At 37.1% G+C, this 20185-nt stretch carries 24 protein-coding genes and 4 tRNA genes; 22 read left to right on the top strand and 6 right to left on the bottom strand.

The genetic code is table 11. From position 1 onward, the window contains the following. Positions 1 to 10: 10 nt before the first annotated feature. The 6 genes from CDOMC_RS03080 to CDOMC_RS03105 form a co-directional block, all read right to left on the bottom strand. A tRNA-Lys gene (locus tag CDOMC_RS03080) sits at positions 11 to 86 on the bottom strand. 19 nt (positions 87 to 105) lie between these two features. After that, positions 106 to 182, bottom strand: a tRNA-Asp gene (locus tag CDOMC_RS03085). 12 nt (positions 183 to 194) lie between these two features. After that, a tRNA-Val gene (locus CDOMC_RS03090) sits at positions 195 to 270 on the bottom strand. A gap of 5 nt (positions 271 to 275) precedes the next feature. Further along, positions 276 to 351, bottom strand: a tRNA-Lys gene (locus tag CDOMC_RS03095). 120 nt (positions 352 to 471) lie between these two features. Beyond that, the gene (gene glnA / locus CDOMC_RS03100) at positions 472 to 1902 is read right to left on the bottom strand and encodes a type I glutamate--ammonia ligase (RefSeq protein ID WP_172127826.1); all 1431 of its coding nucleotides are present in this window, start codon (positions 1900 to 1902) and stop codon (positions 472 to 474) included. A gap of 96 nt (positions 1903 to 1998) precedes the next feature. Next, positions 1999 to 2778 (bottom strand): histidinol-phosphatase, encoded by a 780-nt coding sequence (locus CDOMC_RS03105; RefSeq protein WP_172127828.1) that lies wholly within the window; start codon positions 2776 to 2778, stop codon positions 1999 to 2001. Between the two features lie 113 nt (positions 2779 to 2891). Here CDOMC_RS03105 and CDOMC_RS03110 point away from each other — a divergent pair, with 113 nt between their 5' ends. From CDOMC_RS03110 to CDOMC_RS03215, 22 genes are all read left to right on the top strand, one after another. Further along, on the top strand, positions 2892 to 3602 hold the full coding sequence (locus tag CDOMC_RS03110) for a chemotaxis protein (RefSeq protein WP_172127830.1): 711 nt from the start codon (positions 2892 to 2894) through the stop codon (positions 3600 to 3602). Next, positions 3599 to 4858: a peptidase U32 family protein gene (locus CDOMC_RS03115; RefSeq protein WP_172127832.1), complete on the top strand. Its 1260-nt coding sequence runs from the start codon at positions 3599 to 3601 to the stop codon at positions 4856 to 4858. The genes CDOMC_RS03110 and CDOMC_RS03115 overlap by 4 nt, the downstream gene beginning before the upstream one ends. After that, positions 4855 to 5352 carry a 5-(carboxyamino)imidazole ribonucleotide mutase gene (gene purE / locus CDOMC_RS03120; RefSeq protein WP_170019159.1) on the top strand — a complete coding sequence of 166 codons (498 nt, stop codon included), beginning with the start codon at positions 4855 to 4857 and terminating at the stop codon, positions 5350 to 5352. The genes CDOMC_RS03115 and purE overlap by 4 nt, the downstream gene beginning before the upstream one ends. Before the next feature lie 11 nt (positions 5353 to 5363). Next, positions 5364 to 5834 (top strand): DUF3972 domain-containing protein, encoded by a 471-nt coding sequence (locus tag CDOMC_RS03125; RefSeq protein WP_172127834.1) that lies wholly within the window; start codon positions 5364 to 5366, stop codon positions 5832 to 5834. Beyond that, complete coding sequence (locus CDOMC_RS03130) at positions 5834 to 6256, top strand: GyrI-like domain-containing protein (protein ID WP_172127836.1); 423 nt, start codon at positions 5834 to 5836, stop codon at positions 6254 to 6256. The genes CDOMC_RS03125 and CDOMC_RS03130 overlap by 1 nt, the downstream gene beginning before the upstream one ends. Positions 6257 to 6264: 8 nt before the next feature. After that, a complete protein-coding gene (gene glyQ, locus CDOMC_RS03135) occupies positions 6265 to 7137 on the top strand; it encodes a glycine--tRNA ligase subunit alpha (RefSeq protein ID WP_172127838.1) in 873 nt (290 codons plus the stop codon). Further along, the gene (locus CDOMC_RS03140) at positions 7138 to 7866 is read left to right on the top strand and encodes a Nif3-like dinuclear metal center hexameric protein (protein ID WP_172127840.1); all 729 of its coding nucleotides are present in this window, start codon (positions 7138 to 7140) and stop codon (positions 7864 to 7866) included. 15 nt (positions 7867 to 7881) lie between these two features. Next, positions 7882 to 8592, top strand: coding sequence for a zinc ribbon domain-containing protein (locus CDOMC_RS03145; RefSeq protein WP_172127842.1), 711 nt, complete (start codon positions 7882 to 7884; stop codon positions 8590 to 8592). Between the two features lie 9 nt (positions 8593 to 8601). Continuing rightward, entirely contained in the window at positions 8602 to 9756 is a 1155-nt protein-coding gene (gene waaA / locus CDOMC_RS03150; RefSeq protein WP_172127844.1) for a lipid IV(A) 3-deoxy-D-manno-octulosonic acid transferase, read from the top strand. Next, positions 9734 to 10492, top strand: a complete 759-nt coding sequence (locus CDOMC_RS03155) for an RluA family pseudouridine synthase (protein WP_172127846.1) — start codon at positions 9734 to 9736, stop codon at positions 10490 to 10492. The genes waaA and CDOMC_RS03155 overlap by 23 nt, the downstream gene beginning before the upstream one ends. Positions 10493 to 10637: 145 nt before the next feature. Then, positions 10638 to 11978: a signal recognition particle protein gene (ffh, locus tag CDOMC_RS03160; RefSeq protein ID WP_172127848.1), complete on the top strand. Its 1341-nt coding sequence runs from the start codon at positions 10638 to 10640 to the stop codon at positions 11976 to 11978. A gap of 74 nt (positions 11979 to 12052) precedes the next feature. Further along, on the top strand, positions 12053 to 12283 hold the full coding sequence (gene rpsP / locus CDOMC_RS03165; protein ID WP_169941939.1) for a 30S ribosomal protein S16: 231 nt from the start codon (positions 12053 to 12055) through the stop codon (positions 12281 to 12283). Between the two features lie 5 nt (positions 12284 to 12288). Beyond that, positions 12289 to 12534, top strand: coding sequence for a KH domain-containing protein (locus tag CDOMC_RS03170; protein ID WP_169973604.1), 246 nt, complete (start codon positions 12289 to 12291; stop codon positions 12532 to 12534). Next, positions 12524 to 13054 (top strand): ribosome maturation factor RimM, encoded by a 531-nt coding sequence (gene rimM / locus CDOMC_RS03175; protein ID WP_172127850.1) that lies wholly within the window; start codon positions 12524 to 12526, stop codon positions 13052 to 13054. Before CDOMC_RS03170 ends, rimM begins: the two co-directional genes overlap by 11 nt. Next, complete coding sequence (gene trmD, locus CDOMC_RS03180) at positions 13054 to 13758, top strand: tRNA (guanosine(37)-N1)-methyltransferase TrmD (protein ID WP_172129628.1); 705 nt, start codon at positions 13054 to 13056, stop codon at positions 13756 to 13758. Before rimM ends, trmD begins: the two co-directional genes overlap by 1 nt. After that, positions 13755 to 14111, top strand: coding sequence for a 50S ribosomal protein L19 (rplS, locus tag CDOMC_RS03185; protein WP_172127852.1), 357 nt, complete (start codon positions 13755 to 13757; stop codon positions 14109 to 14111). Before trmD ends, rplS begins: the two co-directional genes overlap by 4 nt. A gap of 719 nt (positions 14112 to 14830) precedes the next feature. Beyond that, positions 14831 to 16231, top strand: a complete 1401-nt coding sequence (locus CDOMC_RS03190; protein ID WP_172127854.1) for an aspartate ammonia-lyase — start codon at positions 14831 to 14833, stop codon at positions 16229 to 16231. 78 nt (positions 16232 to 16309) lie between these two features. After that, complete coding sequence (locus tag CDOMC_RS03195; protein WP_170019148.1) at positions 16310 to 17653, top strand: anaerobic C4-dicarboxylate transporter; 1344 nt, start codon at positions 16310 to 16312, stop codon at positions 17651 to 17653. A 64-nt stretch (positions 17654 to 17717) separates the two neighbouring features. After that, complete coding sequence (locus CDOMC_RS03200) at positions 17718 to 18401, top strand: aspartate/glutamate racemase family protein (protein WP_172127856.1); 684 nt, start codon at positions 17718 to 17720, stop codon at positions 18399 to 18401. Between the two features lie 109 nt (positions 18402 to 18510). Continuing rightward, positions 18511 to 18900: an NAD(P)H-quinone oxidoreductase subunit 3 gene (locus CDOMC_RS03205; RefSeq protein ID WP_172127858.1), complete on the top strand. Its 390-nt coding sequence runs from the start codon at positions 18511 to 18513 to the stop codon at positions 18898 to 18900. Continuing rightward, positions 18882 to 19391 carry a NuoB/complex I 20 kDa subunit family protein gene (locus CDOMC_RS03210; RefSeq protein ID WP_172127860.1) on the top strand — a complete coding sequence of 170 codons (510 nt, stop codon included), beginning with the start codon at positions 18882 to 18884 and terminating at the stop codon, positions 19389 to 19391. Before CDOMC_RS03205 ends, CDOMC_RS03210 begins: the two co-directional genes overlap by 19 nt. Continuing rightward, a complete protein-coding gene (locus CDOMC_RS03215) occupies positions 19391 to 20185 on the top strand; it encodes an NADH-quinone oxidoreductase subunit C (RefSeq protein WP_172127862.1) in 795 nt (264 codons plus the stop codon). The genes CDOMC_RS03210 and CDOMC_RS03215 overlap by 1 nt, the downstream gene beginning before the upstream one ends.

Below are 20185 nucleotides of genomic sequence, written 5' to 3' on the forward strand. Positions count from 1 at the left end.
CTAATAAAAATGGTGTCCTGTGCTGGACTCGAACCAGCGACCCCTTCATTAAAAGTGAAATGCTCTACCTACTGAGCTAACAAGACTTAAAAATAAAAACGAAAATGGCGCGGCGGACGGGGCTCGAACCCGCGACCTCCGGCGTGACAGGCCGATATTCTAACCAGCTGAACTACCGCCGCAACCAAAATAAATGGTGGTCGCTATAAGACTCGAACTTATGACATCCACCTTGTAAGGGTGGCGCTCTACCAACTGAGCTAAGCGACCTAAAATGGTGTCCTGTGCTGGATTCGAACCAGCGACCCCTTCATTAAAAGTGAAATGCTCTACCTACTGAGCTAACAAGACAATTTTTTAAAAATGAAGTGTGATTATACGCAAAAACAACTTATTTGTCAAGAATATATGAAGAAATATCGAAAAACACACTAAATTTTATAAATTTAAACAAGGGAATTACCCCTTGTTCTAGCAAGAATAGCAAGTTTTAAACTCATATGCTGTAGGTCTTGCCTCATAAGGCCAAACTTGCGTCTCAAATTTATAGTGCTGGAATGCATCTATAAATACATCTGTCATAATAGGACTTAAGTATTCATTGTCGCGAATTAGAGCTTCAAGGCTTCCTCTTAGGGTATGCGGTAACTGCTCTATACCTTTTTCACGAATTTCGTCAAGATGTAGTTTAAATAAGTTCTCATCCATAGGCCCAACAGGCTCAAATTTATTTTTTACTCCGTCAAGTCCTGCCATAAGCATAGCTGAAAATGCTAGATATGGATTTGCTGTGCTATCTGGAAAGCGAATTTCTGCACGAACAGATTTTTCACCAGAACCGTAAGGGATTCTAACAGAAGCCGAGCGGTTTTGGCTTGAGTATGTTAGTATTGAAGGAGCTTCAAAGCCTGGAATTAAGCGTTTATAGCTATTTGTGCTTGGATTTGTAAATGCCGCCACGCTTCTTGCGTGATGTAAAATTCCACCGATATACCAGCGTGCAAAATCACTTAAATTTGCGTAATTTCCTTTGCCATAAAATAAATTTTTGCCGTCTTTCCAAACTGATTGATGTACGTGCATACCGCTTCCGTTATCGCCATAAAGCGGTTTTGGCATAAATGTAGCAGTCTTTCCGTTTAGGTGGGCTACCATTTTAACTACGTATTTATAAATTTGCACGTTATCGGCAGCTTCAACTAAAGTGCCAAATTTCACGCCTATCTCGCCTTGTCCTTGAGCCACTTCGTGATGTACGACAAAAGTTTCAAGTCCAACTTGCTCAAGCACCTGAACCATCTCTGCACGCAAATCTACCATGCTGTCTATAGGCTGGGTTGCTAGATATCCTCCCTTTGTGCGAGGACGATGACCTGTATTATAGCTATCTTTAAAGTCTCTTGCATCGTTCCAGACTCCCTCTTCAGTGTCCACTTCAAACATTGCACAGTTTGGCTGATCTATGATTTTAACGTTATCAAATACGAAAAATTCATTTTCTGGTCCAAAGTACGCCACATCCCCCATGCCACTTTCTTTTACATATGACATTGCTTTTTTTGCGATTGAACGCGGACATTTTTCATACATTTGATCTTTATAAATATCAAATACATCGCAAAATACTACAGCGGTAATATCTGCTGTAAATGGATCTAAAAACGCACTTTCTGCCTCAAGTTTTAAAATCATATCCGATTTATCAATAGGTTGCCAACCGCCTGTAGAGCTAGCGTCAAAAGGAATTCCGTTGATAAAATGATCTTTTTCAACCGCCTTTACATTATAAGTTAGGCTGTGCCATGCGCCGTTTATGTCGGTGTATCTAAAATCTATAAATTTGACTTCATTTTCTTTGCAAAATTCAAAAAAGTGATCGATACTCTTTACAAATTTACCCATTTTTATATCTCCTTAAAATTTAATCTCGTAATTTTATCATATTTAATTGTATTTAAGTTTAATTTAATACTAATTCTTTACCCTATTGAAAAATGATCAAATTTCTACTAAAAATTTATCCCTATTTTTAAAACAAGCACATTTGTTTATCCCTAAATTTTTAGCTATATCTTCACACTTTTGTCCGTTTAGTCCAACCTGATTTTTTGCGTGAGCATCTGAGCCAAAAGTAAGTGTAATGCCGTTACTTACAATCTCTTCAAGTAGCAAATTTGACGGATATTGTTCTCCGATAGGTTTTCTAAATCCGGCCGCATTTATTTCTACTGTTAAATTTGCTTTTTTTATTTCTTTTATAGCATTTTTTGCTATTAATCTAACATCTTTTTTAGGCAAAAATTTAAAGACTTTTATCAAGTCAAGATGTCCCACGATATCAAATTTCCCACACTTTGCCATTTTTTCTATGCAATAAAAATAGTCTTCCCAAATTTTATCTATATCTTTATTTTTGTATTCGCCTATGAATTCGGGATTATCAAATCCCCAGCCGCCCAAAAAATGCACCGAACCGATTAGATAATCAACCTTTCTAGTAAAAATTCTATCATCCATAAAGCCCTCTAAAAAATCAACCTCATAACCAAGCAAAATTTCAATTTCATTGCTAAAGTCACTACGTAAATTTAAGACTATATTTTCATATGCATCCATCTCGTCAAAGCCCATTCTATATGCTTCATCATATCTCATTGGAGCATGATCTGAAAAGCCGAAAAATTTAGTTCCTGATTTGATAGCTTCTAAAACGTACTCTCTTGGCTCATCAACTGCGTGTTTGCAAAGCGGAGTGTGGTTGTGCAGATTGACTTTCATAAATTTCCTTAAAAATAAAAAAGATAAAAATGATTTAAAAGTTAATTTTGGCTTTTTTAAACTAATATTTCGATAAATTTTAATATAATCAGCTTAAATTTTAAGGAGATTTTATGACACAAGCAGAGTTAGACGCCCTGATGGCAGGCGGACTTGACGATAGTGATGAAATTTTAGCAGAAGAAGATAAAGAGATAGAAATCAAAGATACAAAGCAAGAGATTAATGATTCATTTAGTAACGAAAACTACGCCAAAGACTACCGTGTATCGGCAAATATAGCTTGGCCTCCACCTCCACCAACTGATGATCACAAAATGGTTCATCAACTTGATGACGTAACTAAAGATAGCGAAGAAAAGGCTACTCAGATGCTTGATAAGCTTGATGCTATCAATAATTTTTTTATGGCTGCCGAGGGAGGATGCAATACTGTAAAAGACGGTATCAAATACAACATAGAAATTTTTAACAAACTTCATGAAAAATTCCCTAATATTAGAGCTTTCCAAGAGGCAATTGATAAAAATACCGAGCTTTTAAACTCTATTGAGGATGTGATAGGAAATATCCAAATGGGCGAAGATGAAGTGATGATGACCATGGATATGATGCAGTATCAAGACATCCACCGCCAAAAGATAGAGCGCGTTATAAACGTGATGCGCGCGCTTAGCAAATATATGAGCAGTCTGTTTGAGGGCAAGATCGATGATGAAAAGCGCGTAGGATCTGCGGTACATATTGCAGGCGATACGACTACTGAAAATTTGGTAAGTAATGATGATATCGAAGCCTTGATCGAAAGTTTGGGTAAGAAGTGAAAAGACCCGAGTTATTAAGTCCTGCAGGAAATTTAACCAAACTAAAAATCGCGCTTGAATACGGAGCGGACGCCGTATATGCAAGTGTAGCAAGTTTCTCGCTTAGAACCCGCTCGGCTAGAGAATTTAACTTGCAAACCTTTGAAGAGGCGATAGATTATACTCATTCAAAGGGCAAGAAATTTTACGCTACCGTCAATGCCTTTCCTTTTAACTCGCAAATAGAGCCTTTAAAGCGCCATTTAAAGACGATTTCGGCGATGAAGCCGGATGCTTTCATCATCGCAACGCCGGGCGTTATGGGTCTAGCCAAAGAGATAGCGCCTGAGATAGAGGTTCACCTCTCTACGCAAGCAAACGTGCTAAATTTCTTGGATGCTAAAATTTATCACGATATGGGTGCAAAGCGTATAGTCGTGGCTCGCGAGATGAATTTAAAAGATGTGATCAAGATAAAAGAGGCAATTCCTACGCTCGATATCGAAATTTTCGTACACGGCTCAATGTGTTTTGCGTATTCGGGGCGGTGTTTGGTAAGCTCCGTTCAAAGCGGTCGTATGGCAAATCGCGGAAGCTGTGCGAATGACTGTCGCTTTAAATACGAGCTTTACGCCAAAAACGATGAAAGCGGAGTGCTATTTCGCCTTGAAGAGGATGAAAACGGCACTCATATCATGAATTCAAAGGATTTAAAGCTCGCCGCTCACATAGAAGATATCATAAAATCAGGCGTAGTTGATAGCTTTAAGATAGAAGGGCGCACCAAAAGCGAATACTACGCAGCTTGCACAGCAAGAGCTTATAAAATGGCGATAGATGACGCTATGGCGGGTAAATTTGACGCGCAAATTTATGACGCGGAGCTAAATACGCTTAAAAATCGCGGCTTTACCGATGGATACTTAGTGCATAGACCCTTTGAAAGACCAAGTACGCAAAATCACTTCAGTAGCCTAGAAGAGGGCACTCATCAAGTAAACGCCATAAGCGAGGATGGAGAGTTCTTTAAGTGCAAATTTAAGATAGTTTTAAACAGACCTTACGAGCTTGTAATGCCAATCGGCAAAGACGTAAGCGAAACGGAAAATGAAATTTGTAAAATTTACTCCAAAGATGGCAAGAAATTTATAGAGTTGAAGAAGCTCATCACGAAAAAAGGCAAAGAGATGAGCGAAATTCATAGCGGAAATGAAAATGAGGTGAATTTAGGCGTGAAGTTGCCTGAATTTAGCTTTTTAAGAGAGGAGATAAGATGAAATTTGTTTCGATCATAATGGGAAGCAAGAGCGATTACGAGATAGTAAACGAAGCGGCGAAAGTTTTAGAAAAATTTGAAGTAAGCTATGAGCTTATCATCTCTTCGGCGCATAGAAGCCCAAAGAGAACCAGCGAATATGTATCAAGCGCGGAAAGCAGAGGAGCTCAGGTGTTTATCGCAGCAGCAGGCATGGCGGCTCACTTGGCAGGAGCGATCGCTGCAAATACAACTCGCCCCGTTATCGGCATACCGATGGGCGGAAGCTCATTAAGCGGCGTTGATGCGCTTTATTCTACGGTGCAAATGCCTGCGGGCATGCCAGTTGGAACAGTTGCCATCGGCAAGGCCGGAGCGGTAAATGCGGCCTATCTTGCGCTTCAAATTTTAGCGCTTAATGATAGCTCGCTTGATGAGAGATTAAGAGCCGATAGAGACGCTAAGGCAAAAGCGGTCGAGGAAGACTCGAAAAAAGTGGAGGTCTTACTCGCGTAAAAGGAGCAAAAATGCAGACTTATTTAAGCATCGATGAATTTTGCAAGCTTGTGCATTTGGATCGTGAAGTGATAGAAGGCATGATAAAGCGCGGAGTGCTAAATACAAAAGAGCAAGACGGCAAAATTTACATAGAGGCAAACGAAGGCACGATGAGCGTAGTTCCAAGCGTAAGCGCAAATTTAAGCATAACAAGCAAGCCAAGCGAAGGGTTTAGCTTCGTTGAAAAGACGATAGGAACCATCCTAAATTTGCACGAAAAGGTGCTTGACGCTAAGGACGAAACGCTTGATGCTCTAAGAAATGAGAATAAATTTTTAAAAGAGGCGCTTTTTTCTATGCAAGAGCTTTACGATGATGATAGAAAGACTATAGATACGCTTAACGAACAGCTTAAAAAGGCTAACGAAGAGATAGAGTTCTTAAAGCGTAAATATAAGCTCATGTGGAATAAAGCTGTGGAAAATTTCAAGGATAGCTAGTGCAAATTGTAGAGCAAAAAGAAAGCTTTGAAATTTGCGGACTAAAAATTCGTACGGATAACGCTAGCGAAATGAACGGCGGCGGTAAAATAGCTGATTTATGGAGAGAATTTTTAAACTCCAGCTATAACGGAACGGATGAAATTTATGCCGTTTATCATGAGTATGAAAGCGACGTAAACGGCTCTTACTCTTTACTTGTTGGCACCAAAGGCTCGCCGCGCGGAGTTTATGAAAAAGTTACCGTAGAAGTTGGCAAATATGCCGTATTTAGCAAAGAAGGCACCGATGAGAAAGCCGTGACAGAGCTTTGGCGTGAAATTTGGGAGTTTTTTGAAAACTCGAATTTAAAAAGAGCCTACGTGACGGACTTTGAAAAGTATTTAAAAGACAAAATAGAAATTTATGTATCTACAAATTAAGGATAAAAATGACATTTTCACAAATTATTTTAACACTGCAAAACTACTGGCAAGAGCTTGGCTGTGTGATACTTCAGCCATACGATATGCCCGCAGGCGCAGGAACATACCATCAAGCGACATTTTTAAGAAGTCTTGGCAAAAAGCCTTGGGCGACAGCTTATGTAGCGCCATCTCGCCGTCCGACTGACGGTAGATACGGAGAAAATCCAAACCGCTTGGGAGCGTATTATCAGTTTCAAGTTTTAATCAAACCAAGCCCTGAAAACATCCAAGAGCTTTATCTAAAAAGCCTTGAAAAACTTGGTTTTGATCTTAAAAAGCATGATATCCGCTTTGTCGAGGATAACTGGGAGAGTCCAACACTTGGCGCATGGGGGCTTGGTTGGGAAGTTTGGCTTGACGGTATGGAAGTGACGCAATTTACGTATTTTCAGCAGGTGGGCGGCATCACTTGCGATCTAATAAGTGCCGAGATAACATACGGGCTTGAGCGCCTTGCTATGTATCTGCAAGATGTTGATAGCGTATATGACATCGTTTGGGACGATAATGGCGGCAATGTCGTAACTTACGGCGATGTGCATAAGCAAGGCGAGTATGAGTGGAGTAAATATAACTTCGAAGTTGCCGATACGAAGATGCTTTTTAATCAGTTTGAAAACGCCTTTAATGAGTGCAAAAACTGCTTAGAGGCTAAAATTTCACTTCCTGCGTATGATTATTGCATGCTTGCGGCACATACTTTTAACGTGCTTGACGCGCGTGGAGCGATTTCCGTAACTCAAAGACAAGATTATATCCTGAAAATTCGCGAGCTGGCCAAAGAGTGCGCGCTAACTTACAAGGCTAGCATAGATGAGCAAGAGGCGAATTCGTAAATGAAAATAGCTGAAATTTATAAATTTTTAAATGAGCTAAGCCCATTTGAAAATCAAGAAAGCTGGGATAATAGCGGGCTTATAATCGGCTCGCCCCACGATGAAGTGAGTCAAATTTATCTAAGCCTTGATATTGATTTTGAGCTTTTGAGCAAAGTTAAGCCAAATTCGCTTATCATTACTCACCATCCGCTGATATTTAAAGGACTAAAAAGCATAAATTCAAGTCTTTATCCAAGCTCGCTCATAACGCAAATGATAAAAAAAGAAATTTCATTAATAAGCCTTCATACGAATTACGATTTAAGCCATCTAAACGAATATGTAGCAAGCGAAATTTTGGGTTTTAAAGAGTATGAAAAAGATGAATTTTTGCTTTATATGGATGTGAATTTTAGCTTTGAAGAGCTTTGTGATTTTATAAAGGATAAATTTAGCCTGCAAACTTTAAGAGTTGCAAAAACTACTAACGAAAATAGAATTCGCCGTCTTGCACTCTGCACTGGAAGCGGCGGAGATCTTATATCAAAAGTTAAAGCCGACGCATTTTTGAGCGGGGACTTTAAATATCATCAAGCGCTTGAAGCTAAGATGAACGGATTAAATTTGATAGACATAGGGCATTTTGAAACAGAGCGCTATTTTGGGGAATCCTTGGCAAAATATTTGCAAAATTTGGGAGTTTTCATTATAATAACTAACTCAAAAAACCCATTTGTATACCGCTAAACAAAAAGGAAAGTTATGAATAAATATTTAGAGCAGCTTGTCGATCTTGCCCAAATCGATAAAGAGATTGACGGATTTGGACCTAGACTAGAAAAAGTCGAGCGTGTTTTAAGAGCGACAAAAGATGAGCAAGCAGGCATTGCCGAGCAAATTTCAAATATTGACGAAGCCGTAGCCGAGTTAAAATTTCAAAAATCGCAAACCAACGCTCATATCGCTGAATTTTCTGCCAAGATTAAAGATGTCTCAAAGAAAAGCTCGGCAGCAAAAACCGAAAAAGAGATCAAGGCTCTTCAGCTTGAAGATGAGCTTGCCAGAGAGCAACTTGAGGCTGCGAATGATGAGATTGAAAGGCTTGAAAAGATAATCGCAAATAAAAACGATCTAAAAACCGAGCTTGAAGCTAAAAGTGCCGAGCTTACAACAAGCCTGCAAAAAATTGAAGCCGACATCGCTCAAGAGGTAAGTGCGATAGAAAAAGAAAGAGCTGAAATTTATGCAAAAAAAGATAAGCTGATCGGCGATATGAATCAAAAAATTCTTACATTTTACGAGAAAATTCGCAAATGGGCTCACAACACCGCCGTAGTACCTGTAAAAAAACAAGCATGCTATGGCTGTTTCATGCAGATAAATGATAAAACTTATTCTGCGGTTATAAAGGGCGAAGATGTCGTTACTTGCCCACATTGCGGAAGAATTTTATATAAAGAGACGGCTGAATAGCCCTAAAATTTGGTAATAATATATTATATTTTAGCTCTGATTGCATTTGCGATCGGGGCTTTACCGCTTCTTTTTATCGCTTTTAAAACAAAATATCACCGCTCGATTCCCGCTAGATTTTTTCTTTTTAACAATCCCAAATTTAATGAAGCAGACATTCATTTTCATGCTTGCTCGTTTGGTGAAATTCGCTCTATTGCGCCACTTTTAAAGAAATTTGAGAGTATGGCCGTAAGCGTGATAACAAAAACAGGATTTGACGAAGCTAAAAAGATAACGCCAAACACAAGATTTTTGCCGTTTGAAATTTTTATCCCTTTTTGGCTTAAAAGATCTAAAATTTTAGTTATCTTTGAAGCAGAACTTTGGCTTATGCTTGTGTTTTGGGCTAAATTTAAAGGCTCAAGAGTTATTTTGATAAATGCTAGAATTTCAGATAGAAGCTATAAAAGATACTTGAAATTTAAGTTTTTTTATAATGAATTTTTTAAATTTATAGATAAAATTTATGCGCAAAGCGAGCTTGATAAACAAAGATTAATCAGTCTTGGCGCAAAAAACGTAGTCATAAACGGAAATATCAAATCGGCCTTTTTACCTAGCATTAGTAAAGCTTACACCAAGCCAAAAGAGCGCATTATAGTGCTTGCAAGCACTCATAAAGGGGAAGAAGAGCTGCTTTTAAATCATATAAATTTAAGAGAAAGCGATAAGCTTATTTTGGTTCCGCGCCACCCTGAGAGATTTGATGAAGCGGGTGAAATTTTGGCTAAATTTGCCCGCAATCACGGCTTTAGTTTTGAGAGATTTTCAAAATCTCAAAATTTTAGCGCCAAATGCGTTCTTGTTGATACCATGGGCGAGCTTGTAAATATCTATGCGATATCAGACATCGTGATTTTGGGTGGCAGTTTTGTGCCAAATGTCGGCGGACACAATCCGATCGAGGCGGTTCAGTTTGAAAATAGTATAATTACGGGCGAGTTTATATTTAACCAAAAGGCTCTTTTTGAACAGGTTGATGATGTGGTATTTACTAAAGCCGAGTATATCGGCGATTTACTTAAAAAAGAGCTGAAAAAGAGTAAAATCCGTTCGCTTGGAAGTGCGGATGAAATCATAAAAGACATTAAGGATAGTTGTGAAAGAGGAAAAAGCTTATAAACTCCTTGCTTTGCAAGAGGGAATTTCAAACAACGAAGCAAAGGAGCTCATAGATAGCGGATTAGTAAGCGCAAGGGGTCAAAAAATCGTAGTTGCAAGAGCAATGATGAGTGTTACTACTAAATTTAGCGTGCAGAAGATGCCAAAGCCTAGCGTGATATTTGAAGATGAAAATTTAATCGCTATCAATAAGCCTGCGTTTTTGACATCCGAAAAAGTAAGTCAAATTTACAAATTTCCGCTTTTACACCGTCTTGATAAAGAGACTAGTGGAGTGCTTTTGCTTGTTAAAAATGAGGAATTTCAAAAAAAAGCCATTGAGGAATTTAAACATCACCGAGTGAAAAAAGAGTATATCGCGATGGTTAAAGGAATTTTAAGTGAAGATGTGAGAGTTGATGAACCTATAATCACTCTTAAAAATAAAGGCGGAGCGTATTCGAAAATTTCAAAAGATGGGAAAGAGGCTGTTTCTATAATTTCACCTGTCATGGTGGCGGGCAAAAAAAGCTTGGTGAGAGTTGAAATCCCAACAGGCAGAACTCATCAGATAAGAGTGCACCTAAATCATATCGGATTTGGTATAGTCGGCGATGAAAAATATGCTAAAAACAGATCAAAGCGAATGTATTTGCATGCGTATAAAATAGAAATTTTAGGATATAAATTCAGCGCTAATTTGGGAAGTGATTTTAATGATTTTGGCTTTGAGATAGGCAAGAATTTTGAAGTTTAAAGAGTGATAAAGCTAAAATTTAGTAAAATGCGTCCCTTATGTATTTAAATTAATTATAAACAGGCAAAATTTTAGGTGTTTTAAAGTGCCTAGGATAAGCCAAAAGCCATATTTGGCTAGCAAATAAATTTAAAAAGGTAAAGTTGTGTTTGAACAAATCAGTGAATCTTTTCGTTTGGCCGTTAGTAAAATCAGATTTGTTGATGATGAAAAAGCGTTAAAAAACGCTCTTGATGTGCTTAAAAAGGCTCTTTTAAAAGCCGACGTTCATCACAAAGTTACTAAAGATTTGCTGGCGCTGATTGAGGCTGATTTGAAACAAAGCAGTATAGGGCAAAAGCAGTTTTTAGACTCTATAAAATCAAATTTGACTAAAATTTTAACGGCTCCTGGAAATCAAGGATTTGTCTATGCACCTGTCGCCCCAACTGTGGTTTTGATGGCGGGACTTCAAGGTAGCGGTAAGACAACCACGACAGTAAAGCTTGCAAGCTATTTAAAGCTTAGAAAAAAGAAAGTTTTAGTGGCGGCCTGCGACCTTCAAAGACTTGCAGCCGTTGAGCAACTTCGCCAACTTTGCGAAGCTAATGAGATAGAGCTTTTTAGTATAGAAAACGAAACAAACCCGATAAAAGTAGCAAAAGCGGCACTTGAAAAGGCAAAAAGCGGACTTTATGACGTGCTTTTGGTTGATACCGCGGGACGTCTTGCGATAGATGAAGCTTTGATGAGCGAGATAAAAAGTATAAAAGCAGAGCTTAATCCGCATGAAATTTTCTATGTTGCCGATGCGATGAGCGGGCAGGACGGTATAAAATCCGCAGCGGGTTTTAATGACGCTTTGTCGATAACAGGCGTAGTGCTATCTAAATTTGACTCAGACAGCAAAGGTGGTGTTGCTATAGGAATAGCAAAGCAGCTAAATATACCGCTTAGATTCGTTGGAATTGGCGAAAAAACAGCTGATTTGGAGAGTTTTATACCTGATCGCATAGTAAGCAGGATTATGGGTGAGGGCGACTTGGCGACTTTGGCTGAAAAAACAAGCGCTATTATCGATGAAAAAGAGGCAAAAAGACTTAATAAAAAGATAAAAAAAGGACAGTTTAATTTTAACGACTTTTTGGAACAGATGGAAAGTGTTAAAAAGCTTGGAAATATGAAATCGCTCATAGGCATGATCCCTGGCCTTTCAGGCGTGGCAAATCAGATAAAAGATATAGATTTGGATAACTCAAAAGAGATAATTCATATAAGAGCCATGATAAATTCTATGACTTTAAAAGAGCGTGAAAACCCCGATCTTTTAAACAATAGCAGAAAAAGACGTTTGGCGCAAGGCGCGGGTCTTAGTCAGGTAGAAGTTAATAGATTTCTTAAACAATTTACAAACGCTTCAAAAATCGCTAAGAAATTTTCAGGAAAAGATGGTATGAGAGGACTTGGAAATTTACTCTCTCAAGCCAAGATAAATCGCCCTAGTTAAAAATGGGCTTAAATTTGGGTATAATTGTGCCTAAATTTAAGCCTTATTTAAAAATTTAGAAGGAGAAACAAGATATGGCAACAGTAGTAAGACTAACAAGAATGGGACGCAAGAAAAGACCATTTTATCGTATAGTTGTAACAGACAGCAGAAAAAGAAGAGACGGCGGCTGGATAGAGTCTATAGGATATTATAATCCAATGGTTGAGCCTGAAGTTGTTAAATTTGATGCTGAGCGCCTTGCTTATTGGAAGGGTGTTGGTGCACAACTTAGCGATAGAGTTGCAAAAATAACTAGCAAATAATAACAATGGTTGAAGATTTTTTACGCGAATACGCAAAACTTATAGCAGATTTTCCCGACAAAGTAAAAGTCGAAAGAGTAGAGTTGGGAGAAAATTTCGCCGAAGTGATAGTCTATGCCGATAAGGTAGATACCGGTAAACTCATAGGAAAAGACGGCAGAATGATAAATGCTATAAAAACTGTAATAATAGGTTGCAAGGCAAAAGATGCGACTTCATATAGGGTTACGGTAAAGCCGCTTGAAGAGTGATCTGGTAGAAGTCGGCATACTTGGTAAAAGCGTCGGCTTAAAAGGGTTTCTTAAGCTTCACGACAAAAGCGATTTTCCTAAGCAATTTAAAAAAGATGCGAAATTTATAGATAAAGACGGTAACGAGCTAGTTGTAAAAAGCTTTAATAGCGCAAATAGCTCTATCCTTTTTTATGATTTTGAAGATGTCGATTTAGCTAAAACTCTTACAAATCGCACTATATATACCACTAAAGAACTTACTCGTCAAACTTGCAAGCTAAAAAAAGATGAGTTTTTTTATTTTGACATTTTGGGATGTAAAATTTACGAAAATGAGCAAAATTTAGGAGTAGTTGAGGATATAGAAGACGGCAGTGCAAATCATCTTTTTTATATTAAGACTGATAATGAGCTTGTGCAAAAAGGACTTGCTAAGAATTTTTACATACCATATATAAGCGCCTACGTAGAAAAAATAGATATACAAAACAAGATAATTTATACCAAAAACGCTTTTTTGATCTTAGAAAATTCATGATTAAATTCACATTTATCACGCTTTTTGAAAATTTAATCAAGCCTTATTTTACGGACTCTATCTTAGGTCGCGCAACTAACGAAGGACTAATAAAGCTTGAGTTTGTAAATCCAAGAAATTTTAGTAAAGATAAGCATAAAAAAGTTGATGATTATATGATAGGAGGGGGAGCAGGACTTCTTATGAGCGTTCAGCCTCTTGAAGATGCGATAAAATCTGTAAAAGACAAAAACTTAAATACTCATATTGTTTTTTTAACTCCTGCCGCAAAGAAATTTGAACAAGAAGATGCAAAAAGGCTGTCTAAAAAAAAGCATATTTGCTTTATTTGCGGAAGATACGAAGGGGTTGATGAGAGAATTGTCGAAAGATACGTAGATGAAGTTTTTTGCATAGGCGATTTTGTGCTTACCGGTGGAGAGTTGCCGGCCCTTTGTATGAGTGATGCTATATCTAGGAATATAAGCGGAGTTTTGGGCAATGAAGAGAGTTTAAGTGAAGAGAGTTTTGAGCAAGGACTTTTAGAATCTCCGGCTTTTACCAGGCCAAATATATATGAAAATTTAAATGTTGTTTCAGACTTTTTAAAGGGAAATCATGCTAAAATCAAGGCTTTAAAAAATGATATGGCGTGCTTCAAAACTAGGTTTTTCCGTCCTGATTTATACCGAAAATACAAGCCGCTGATGAAGGATAAAAGATGAGAAATAAGTATATTGAAGCATTTGAAAATGCTCAAATAGCAAGCAAGTCTGTGCCTGAATTTCGTGCCGGCGATACACTTCGTGTAGCTATTCGCATTAAAGAAGGCGATAAAACTAGAGTTCAAAACTTTGAAGGTGTCTGTATAGCTAGACGCGGAAGGGGAACCGGTGAAACATTTATGATCAGAAAAATCGGTGCAAACAGTGTTGGCGTTGAGAGAATTTTCCCAATCTACAGCGACAGCCTTGAGAGTATAACTGTGTTAAGACGCGGTCGCGTAAGACGTGCGAAACTATTCTACCTTCGCGATAGACGCGGTAAATCTGCACGTATTAGGGAGCTTAAAAAGTAAAATTTATTGTTTTTTGAAAAATGGTGAAATTTATAAATTTCACCTCTACTCTTTTATTTATATTTTAAATTAAACTACTTAATTAATAAAAAGAACTTTTTATATTAATATAAAACAAAATATTTTATATTGGTTTTTTGCTACAAAAAATATTATTCATTATGCTACATAACTATGAAATTACCAATATTCAAATTTTTAAATTTTATTTTTAACTGTTATAAAGGTTACTTTTTATATCATTTTTGAAATGAAAATTTCATTTTTATAGAGTTACTTATCCGTTACTTTGCAATAATCTTAACAATATATTCATATATTTTGATATTGTATCGCAAATTGAAGAAGTATTATTATATATTTCTATTTTAAATAGACTAATATTTTATTTTAAATTAATATTAATAATATTATCGATGTTGACGTAAATATACTTTATTTTTAATTATATTTTAAAAATATTTTCAAAGTGTAATTACCATGAAATGCTATTATATAGATGAATTATCAAAAAAATGTTAGCACAGCGTCTGTTTGTCATAATCAACCAAAATATATTTAATCTTTTTAAAGCTTTATTTAATATTAATGAGCTTATTTTCTAATAATTATAAATATTTTTAAAAATAAAAATAAAGAAAAAATTAATAGTTTAATTTAAAAATTATAAAATTTGTAGTATAGTTTCAGTAATCAAAATTTTTTTAAAGGAGACCGTTATGGGTTTTAGAAAAGAACATGATTTCATAGGTGAGCTTGAGATCTCTAACGACGTTTATTATGGTGTTCAAACTTTCAGAGCACTTGAGAACTTCCACATGAGTGGAAGAAAACTTAGTGACTATCCTTATTTTATAAAAGCTTTCGCTCAAATTAAAAAAGCTGCTGCGCTAGCCAATAAAGAAGTTGGCGTACTTGATGGCGCTAAAGCCGAGGCTATAGCAAAAGCTTGCGATAGATTGATTGCAGGAGAATTTCAAGATCAATTCGTTGTTGATATGATTCAAGGTGGTGCTGGAACTTCTACAAATATGAATTCAAACGAAGTTATTACAAATATTGCACTTGAAAGCATGGGACATAAAAAAGGCGAATATCAATACCTTCATCCAAATGACCATACAAACCTAGGTCAAAGTACAAACGACACATACCCAAGCTCTATCAAAGTAGCCGCTTATGCAAAACTAACAGATCTTTTAAAGGCTATGGAACTTCTTAAAACAGAACTTGAAGTAAAAGCAAAAGATTTTAAAGATATTATAAAAATGGGTAGAACTGAGCTTGAGGATGCTGTTCCTACAACACTTGGAAATACATTTAATGCATTTGCGAGCTATATTAAAAGCGATATAGAAAAAATCACAGCTGCTCGTGAATCGATGACATATCTAAATATGGGCGCTACTGCTATCGGAACAGGCATTAACTGCCATCCAGATTATAAAGCTTCTGTTCATAAAATTCTAAGCCAAATTACAGGTGTAAACTTTAAACCAGCAGACGACTTCATAGCTGCTACTCAAGATACTGCGGATTTCGTTCATGTAAGTGGCGCATTAAAAACAGCTGCAGTTCGCTTAAGCAAAATCGCAAACGACCTTCGCTTAATGAACTCTGGTCCAAGATGCGGTTTAGGTGAGATAAATTTACCACAAATGCAACCAGGAAGTTCAATTATGCCTGGTAAAGTAAACCCTGTTATAGCTGAAGTTGTAGGTGAGGCTTGCTATGAGGTAATCGGAAATGACGTTACTATTATGCTTTGCTCAGAAAGAGGAGAATTTGAGCTAAATGCGTTTGAACCAGGAATCGCTTATGCGCTATTTAACTCTATATTTATCCTAGAAAATGCTATGAAAACTCTAGCTGAGAAAGCTATTAGAAAACTAACCGCAAATCCTGAAGCTTGCTTGAAATCAGTTCTTGGATCAGTCGGTATAGTTACGGCATTTAATCCTTATATAGGATATGAAAAATCAGCAAGTATTGCCAAAGAAGCTCTTCAAACAGGTAAAGCTGTTGGCGATATCTGCTTGGAGAGAGGCTATCTAAGCAAAGAAGAGATCGATAAAATTTTAGAGCCTAAAAATATGCTAAACCCTCATATGGGTAAATAAACTTCATTAAACATACCAAAATAAATTTGTTATGTTTAAAATTTGTGTTTTGAAATAAATCTTTATAAAGGAGTTTTTATGGATATAATGCTGATTTTGCAGATTATAGTCCTATTCGGAGGTATCTACCTAGGTGTTAAGCTAGGTGGTATGGCTGTTGGCTACGCAGGTGGTCTTGGTGTCGTTGTTTTAGCGATACTTGGTATGAAGGTGGAGATGAAAGGTATTCCTATTGATGTTGTCCTTATCATCGCTTCTGTTATATCTGCTATTACAGCTATGCAAGTTGCCGGTGGTCTTGACTATCTTGTTCAGGTTGCATCTAAAATTTTACGCAAAAATCCAAAACAAATCAACTACTTGGCCCCTACTGTTACTTATATGCTAACAATGTTTGCAGGAACAGGTCACACAGCTTTTTCAATGCTTCCTGTTATTACAGAGGTTGCCAAAGGACAAAACATTAAGCCCTCAGCACCTCTTGCACTTTCTGTTGTTTCATCTCAGGTTGCGATTACTGCCAGCCCGATTTCAGCTGCTTTCGTTGCTATGACAGGTGTTGTCGAGCCACTTGGTGTTAGCTATCCGATGCTACTATTTATATGCGTCTCTACAACATTTGTTGCTATGCTTGCAACTGCGTTTTTTGTAAATAAATTTTACGATTTAGATCTTTCAAAAGACCCAATCTACCAAGAGAGACTTGCAAAAGGTCTAGTAGAAGAGGTTAAAGATGCTGAGTATAAAGAGCTTAAACCATATGCGAAGAAATCTGTTGCAATATTTGGTATAGGCGTTTTAATAGTTGTTGCTTATGCATTGCTTATTTCAAAAAGTTTAGGACTGATTCAAAACCCAATCCTAACAAGAGATAACGCAATTATCAGCTTTATGCTAACAATAGGCTTTATGATTGTTGTACTTTGCAAGGTTGATACAGGTAAACTACTTTCAACAAGCACATTCCAAAGCGGTATGAACGCAATCATCTGCGTTATCGGTATCGCATGGCTTGGAACAACATTTGTTAACGGTCACCTTGAAGGCATTAAAGATGTAGCTAAAAACGTGGTTACTCAGTATCCATTTATTTTGGCTGTGGCGCTTTACTTCCTAAGTTCCTTGCTATACTCTCAAGCTGCTACAACTCGTGTTATGATGCCTGCTATTGCAGTTGCTCTTGGTATGACAAGCCCTGAAAATTCACAAAACGTTTGGATTCTAGTTGCTTCATTTGCAGCCGTTTCAGGACTATTCGTTCTACCTACATATCCTACAACACTAGGTGCTATCGCGATGGATGATACAGGAACTACAAAAGTTGGTAAATTTGTATTTAACCATTCATTCTTTATTCCTGGTACAATCATGGTTGCGATCTCTGTTGCACTAGGATTTTTAATAGCTCCTGTTCTTCTATAAGAACAAAATAAATTTAGCCAAGAGACACTCTCTTGGCTTTTTTAAATTTTAAAAGGATAATAAGATGAAAAGAGTTGGAATTTTAGGCGGAATGGGACCACTTGCTACAATAGATTTATACGCTAAAATGGTTGAACTTACAGATGCTAAAAAAGATCAAGACAATATACCTATAATCATCGATAATTATCCACAAATTCCTGATAGAACCGCCTATATACTTCACGGTGGGCAAGATCCGTTTCCTTTTATGAAAGAGGCTGCTTTAAGGCTTAAAAACGCAGGATGTGAAGCGGTTTGCATGGCGTGCAATACGGCTCACTATTTTGCAGATAGGCTTGTAGAAGATACGGGGATTAATCTACTTCATATAGCAGGCATTGCCGTAGATGCGATTAAAAAAGAGTATCCAAATGCTAAAAAAATAGCCGTTATAGCGACAACAGGAACTACAAAGGCTAAAATTTACGAGAACAAGCTTGTAGAAAACGGCTTTGAGTGTGTGCAAATCCCAGAAAATTTACTTGAAAATATAATGGATTGTATCTATAAAGGCGCGAAAGCAAATAAGCTAAAAGAGTATGTCGAGCTTTTTAATGACACTATAGATCAAATTCAAGCCGATGTTTATATAGCTGCTTGTACCGAAATACCGCTGTTTTTGCCTTATGCAAAGAAAAAAGATAAATTTGTTGATGCGACTCTTGAGCTTGCTAAGGCTGCAGTGAAATTTAGTCTTGAGAAATAGATATTTTATACTAGCTAGCTTACTTACCGCTTTTAACATCTACATTTAAACGCCTATTAAAACAAATTTCTATAAAATCTATATTAATACAAATTTTAAAAGGCATTAGATGTCTCATTTTGAATTCGCAAGCTCGTATTTTGGTGCTTTTGTAATACTTATTTTGTCAATTATAGTATTTAGCTTAATTGTGTTTTTATCAAGCAAAATAGGTAGCAGAATGGCAAATAAAAACTCGGAGCGTCTAAAACTATCTATTTATGAGTGCGGACCAGAGGTTGTCAAGCAGCCAAACAGGATAAATATTCACTACTTTTTATACGCTATCTTGTTTGTGCTTTTCGATGTTGAGGTTATATTTATGTTTCCTTGGGCTGTGGATTTTAAAATTTTAGGATTATTTGGATTTATTGAGATGGCATTTTTCATCATACTTTTATCGATAGGATTTATCTATGCGTGGGGCAAAGGAGCGTTTACGTGGCAAGACATCAGATAAATTATGCACAAAATGGCGGTTTGCCGGTAGTGCTTACTACGGTTGATAAGCTTGTACAATGGGGTAGGAGCAACTCGCTTTGGGCACTTAGCTATGGGCTTGCGTGTTGTGCGATAGAGATGATGGCAAGTGGAGCCAGTAGATATGACTTTGATAGGTTTGGAACGATTTTTAGAGCCTCTCCTAGACACTCTGAGGTAATGATAATAGCCGGAACTCTTACTAAAAAGCATGCCGAATTTACACGTAGGCTATACGATCAGATGGCTGAGCCAAAATGGGTCATATCGATGGGAAGCTGCGCAAATACAGGAGGCATGTTTAATACCTATTCAACTGTGCAAGGAGTGGACCGTATAATTCCAGTTGATATATATCTGCCAGGATGTGCGCCTAGGCCAGAAACTCTTCAATATGCGTTAATGATACTTCAAAAAAAGATTCGCAAAGAGAGTTCGTTTAGAGCTCAAGCTCCAAAAAGGTTAGTATGATGAGAGAGTATCAAGATAGAAAGAATGCTCAGAAAAAGCACTACTACAAGGATTCATTTTATGTTGCCGAGCAAACTAAGAAATTTAATGCGCAAGAGAGTGAATTTAATGAGGATTTAGAGGCTTTAAACTCTGAAAATTTAGAAATTTTAGACTCATATATAGAACTTGGTCAATTTGTAGTCTATGTAAAAAGTAGTGAAAATTTAAAAGCCCTTAGGATATTTAAATCTCTTGGATACGAGGTTTTATCTGAAATTTCGGCTGTTGATTTTGTATCTAAAAAGGGTGGATTTGAGGTTTTTTATCAGCTCTTATCGATATCAAACAAAAAGAGAGCTCGAGTAAAGTGCTTTGTAAAAAAGGGCGAGATGCTTAAAAGTGTGGTTGAAATTTATAAAAGTGCCAATTGGTCGGAGCGAGAGATGTATGATATGTTTGGAATTTTTATACAAAACCATCCTAATTTAAAACGTCTTATAATGCCTGATGATTGGCATTCGCACCCTCTTTTAAAGAGCTATCCGTTGCATGGAGATGAGCATGCCAGATGGTATGAGGTTGATAAAATTTTCGGTCGTGAATATCGCGAGATAATAGGTCCTGAGAATAGAGATAGTGCCAAAATAGACAGCAAAGATACTTTTAACTTTGGGCGAATTTATCACGAGGTTGAGCGTGGAGCTGAGCCAAGAGACGAGAAAATTTTACAAGAGTATCAAGAAGATGGTGGCGTAGCCTTTGTTAAGCGCGTAAAACGCAATAAAAGTAAAATTTTAGAAAAAAGACCTTAG

The organism is Campylobacter sp. RM16192 (assembly GCF_004803855.2).
Taxonomy (GTDB): Bacteria; Campylobacterota; Campylobacteria; order Campylobacterales; family Campylobacteraceae; genus Campylobacter_A.

What these genes read in the sequence shown, in the direction of transcription:
- purE (WP_170019159.1), top strand. Translation starts at nt 4,855, where the DNA reads ATGAAATTTGTTTCGATCATAATGGGAAGCAAGAGCGATTACGAGATA.
- CDOMC_RS03190 (WP_172127854.1), top strand. Translation starts at nt 14,831, where the DNA reads ATGGGTTTTAGAAAAGAACATGATTTCATAGGTGAGCTTGAGATCTCT.
- glyQ (WP_172127838.1), top strand. Translation starts at nt 6,265, where the DNA reads ATGACATTTTCACAAATTATTTTAACACTGCAAAACTACTGGCAAGAG.
- CDOMC_RS03125 (WP_172127834.1), top strand. Translation starts at nt 5,364, where the DNA reads ATGCAGACTTATTTAAGCATCGATGAATTTTGCAAGCTTGTGCATTTG.
- CDOMC_RS03110 (WP_172127830.1), top strand. Translation starts at nt 2,892, where the DNA reads ATGACACAAGCAGAGTTAGACGCCCTGATGGCAGGCGGACTTGACGAT.
- CDOMC_RS03205 (WP_172127858.1), top strand. Translation starts at nt 18,511, where the DNA reads ATGTCTCATTTTGAATTCGCAAGCTCGTATTTTGGTGCTTTTGTAATA.
- CDOMC_RS03170 (WP_169973604.1), top strand. Translation starts at nt 12,289, where the DNA reads ATGGTTGAAGATTTTTTACGCGAATACGCAAAACTTATAGCAGATTTT.
- CDOMC_RS03140 (WP_172127840.1), top strand. Translation starts at nt 7,138, where the DNA reads ATGAAAATAGCTGAAATTTATAAATTTTTAAATGAGCTAAGCCCATTT.
- CDOMC_RS03215 (WP_172127862.1), top strand. Translation starts at nt 19,391, where the DNA reads ATGAGAGAGTATCAAGATAGAAAGAATGCTCAGAAAAAGCACTACTAC.
- rplS (WP_172127852.1), top strand. Translation starts at nt 13,755, where the DNA reads ATGAGAAATAAGTATATTGAAGCATTTGAAAATGCTCAAATAGCAAGC.
- CDOMC_RS03195 (WP_170019148.1), top strand. Translation starts at nt 16,310, where the DNA reads ATGGATATAATGCTGATTTTGCAGATTATAGTCCTATTCGGAGGTATC.
- CDOMC_RS03200 (WP_172127856.1), top strand. Translation starts at nt 17,718, where the DNA reads ATGAAAAGAGTTGGAATTTTAGGCGGAATGGGACCACTTGCTACAATA.
- CDOMC_RS03145 (WP_172127842.1), top strand. Translation starts at nt 7,882, where the DNA reads ATGAATAAATATTTAGAGCAGCTTGTCGATCTTGCCCAAATCGATAAA.
- glnA (WP_172127826.1), bottom strand. Translation starts at nt 1,902, where the DNA reads ATGGGTAAATTTGTAAAGAGTATCGATCACTTTTTTGAATTTTGCAAA.
- rpsP (WP_169941939.1), top strand. Translation starts at nt 12,053, where the DNA reads ATGGCAACAGTAGTAAGACTAACAAGAATGGGACGCAAGAAAAGACCA.
- CDOMC_RS03105 (WP_172127828.1), bottom strand. Translation starts at nt 2,778, where the DNA reads ATGAAAGTCAATCTGCACAACCACACTCCGCTTTGCAAACACGCAGTT.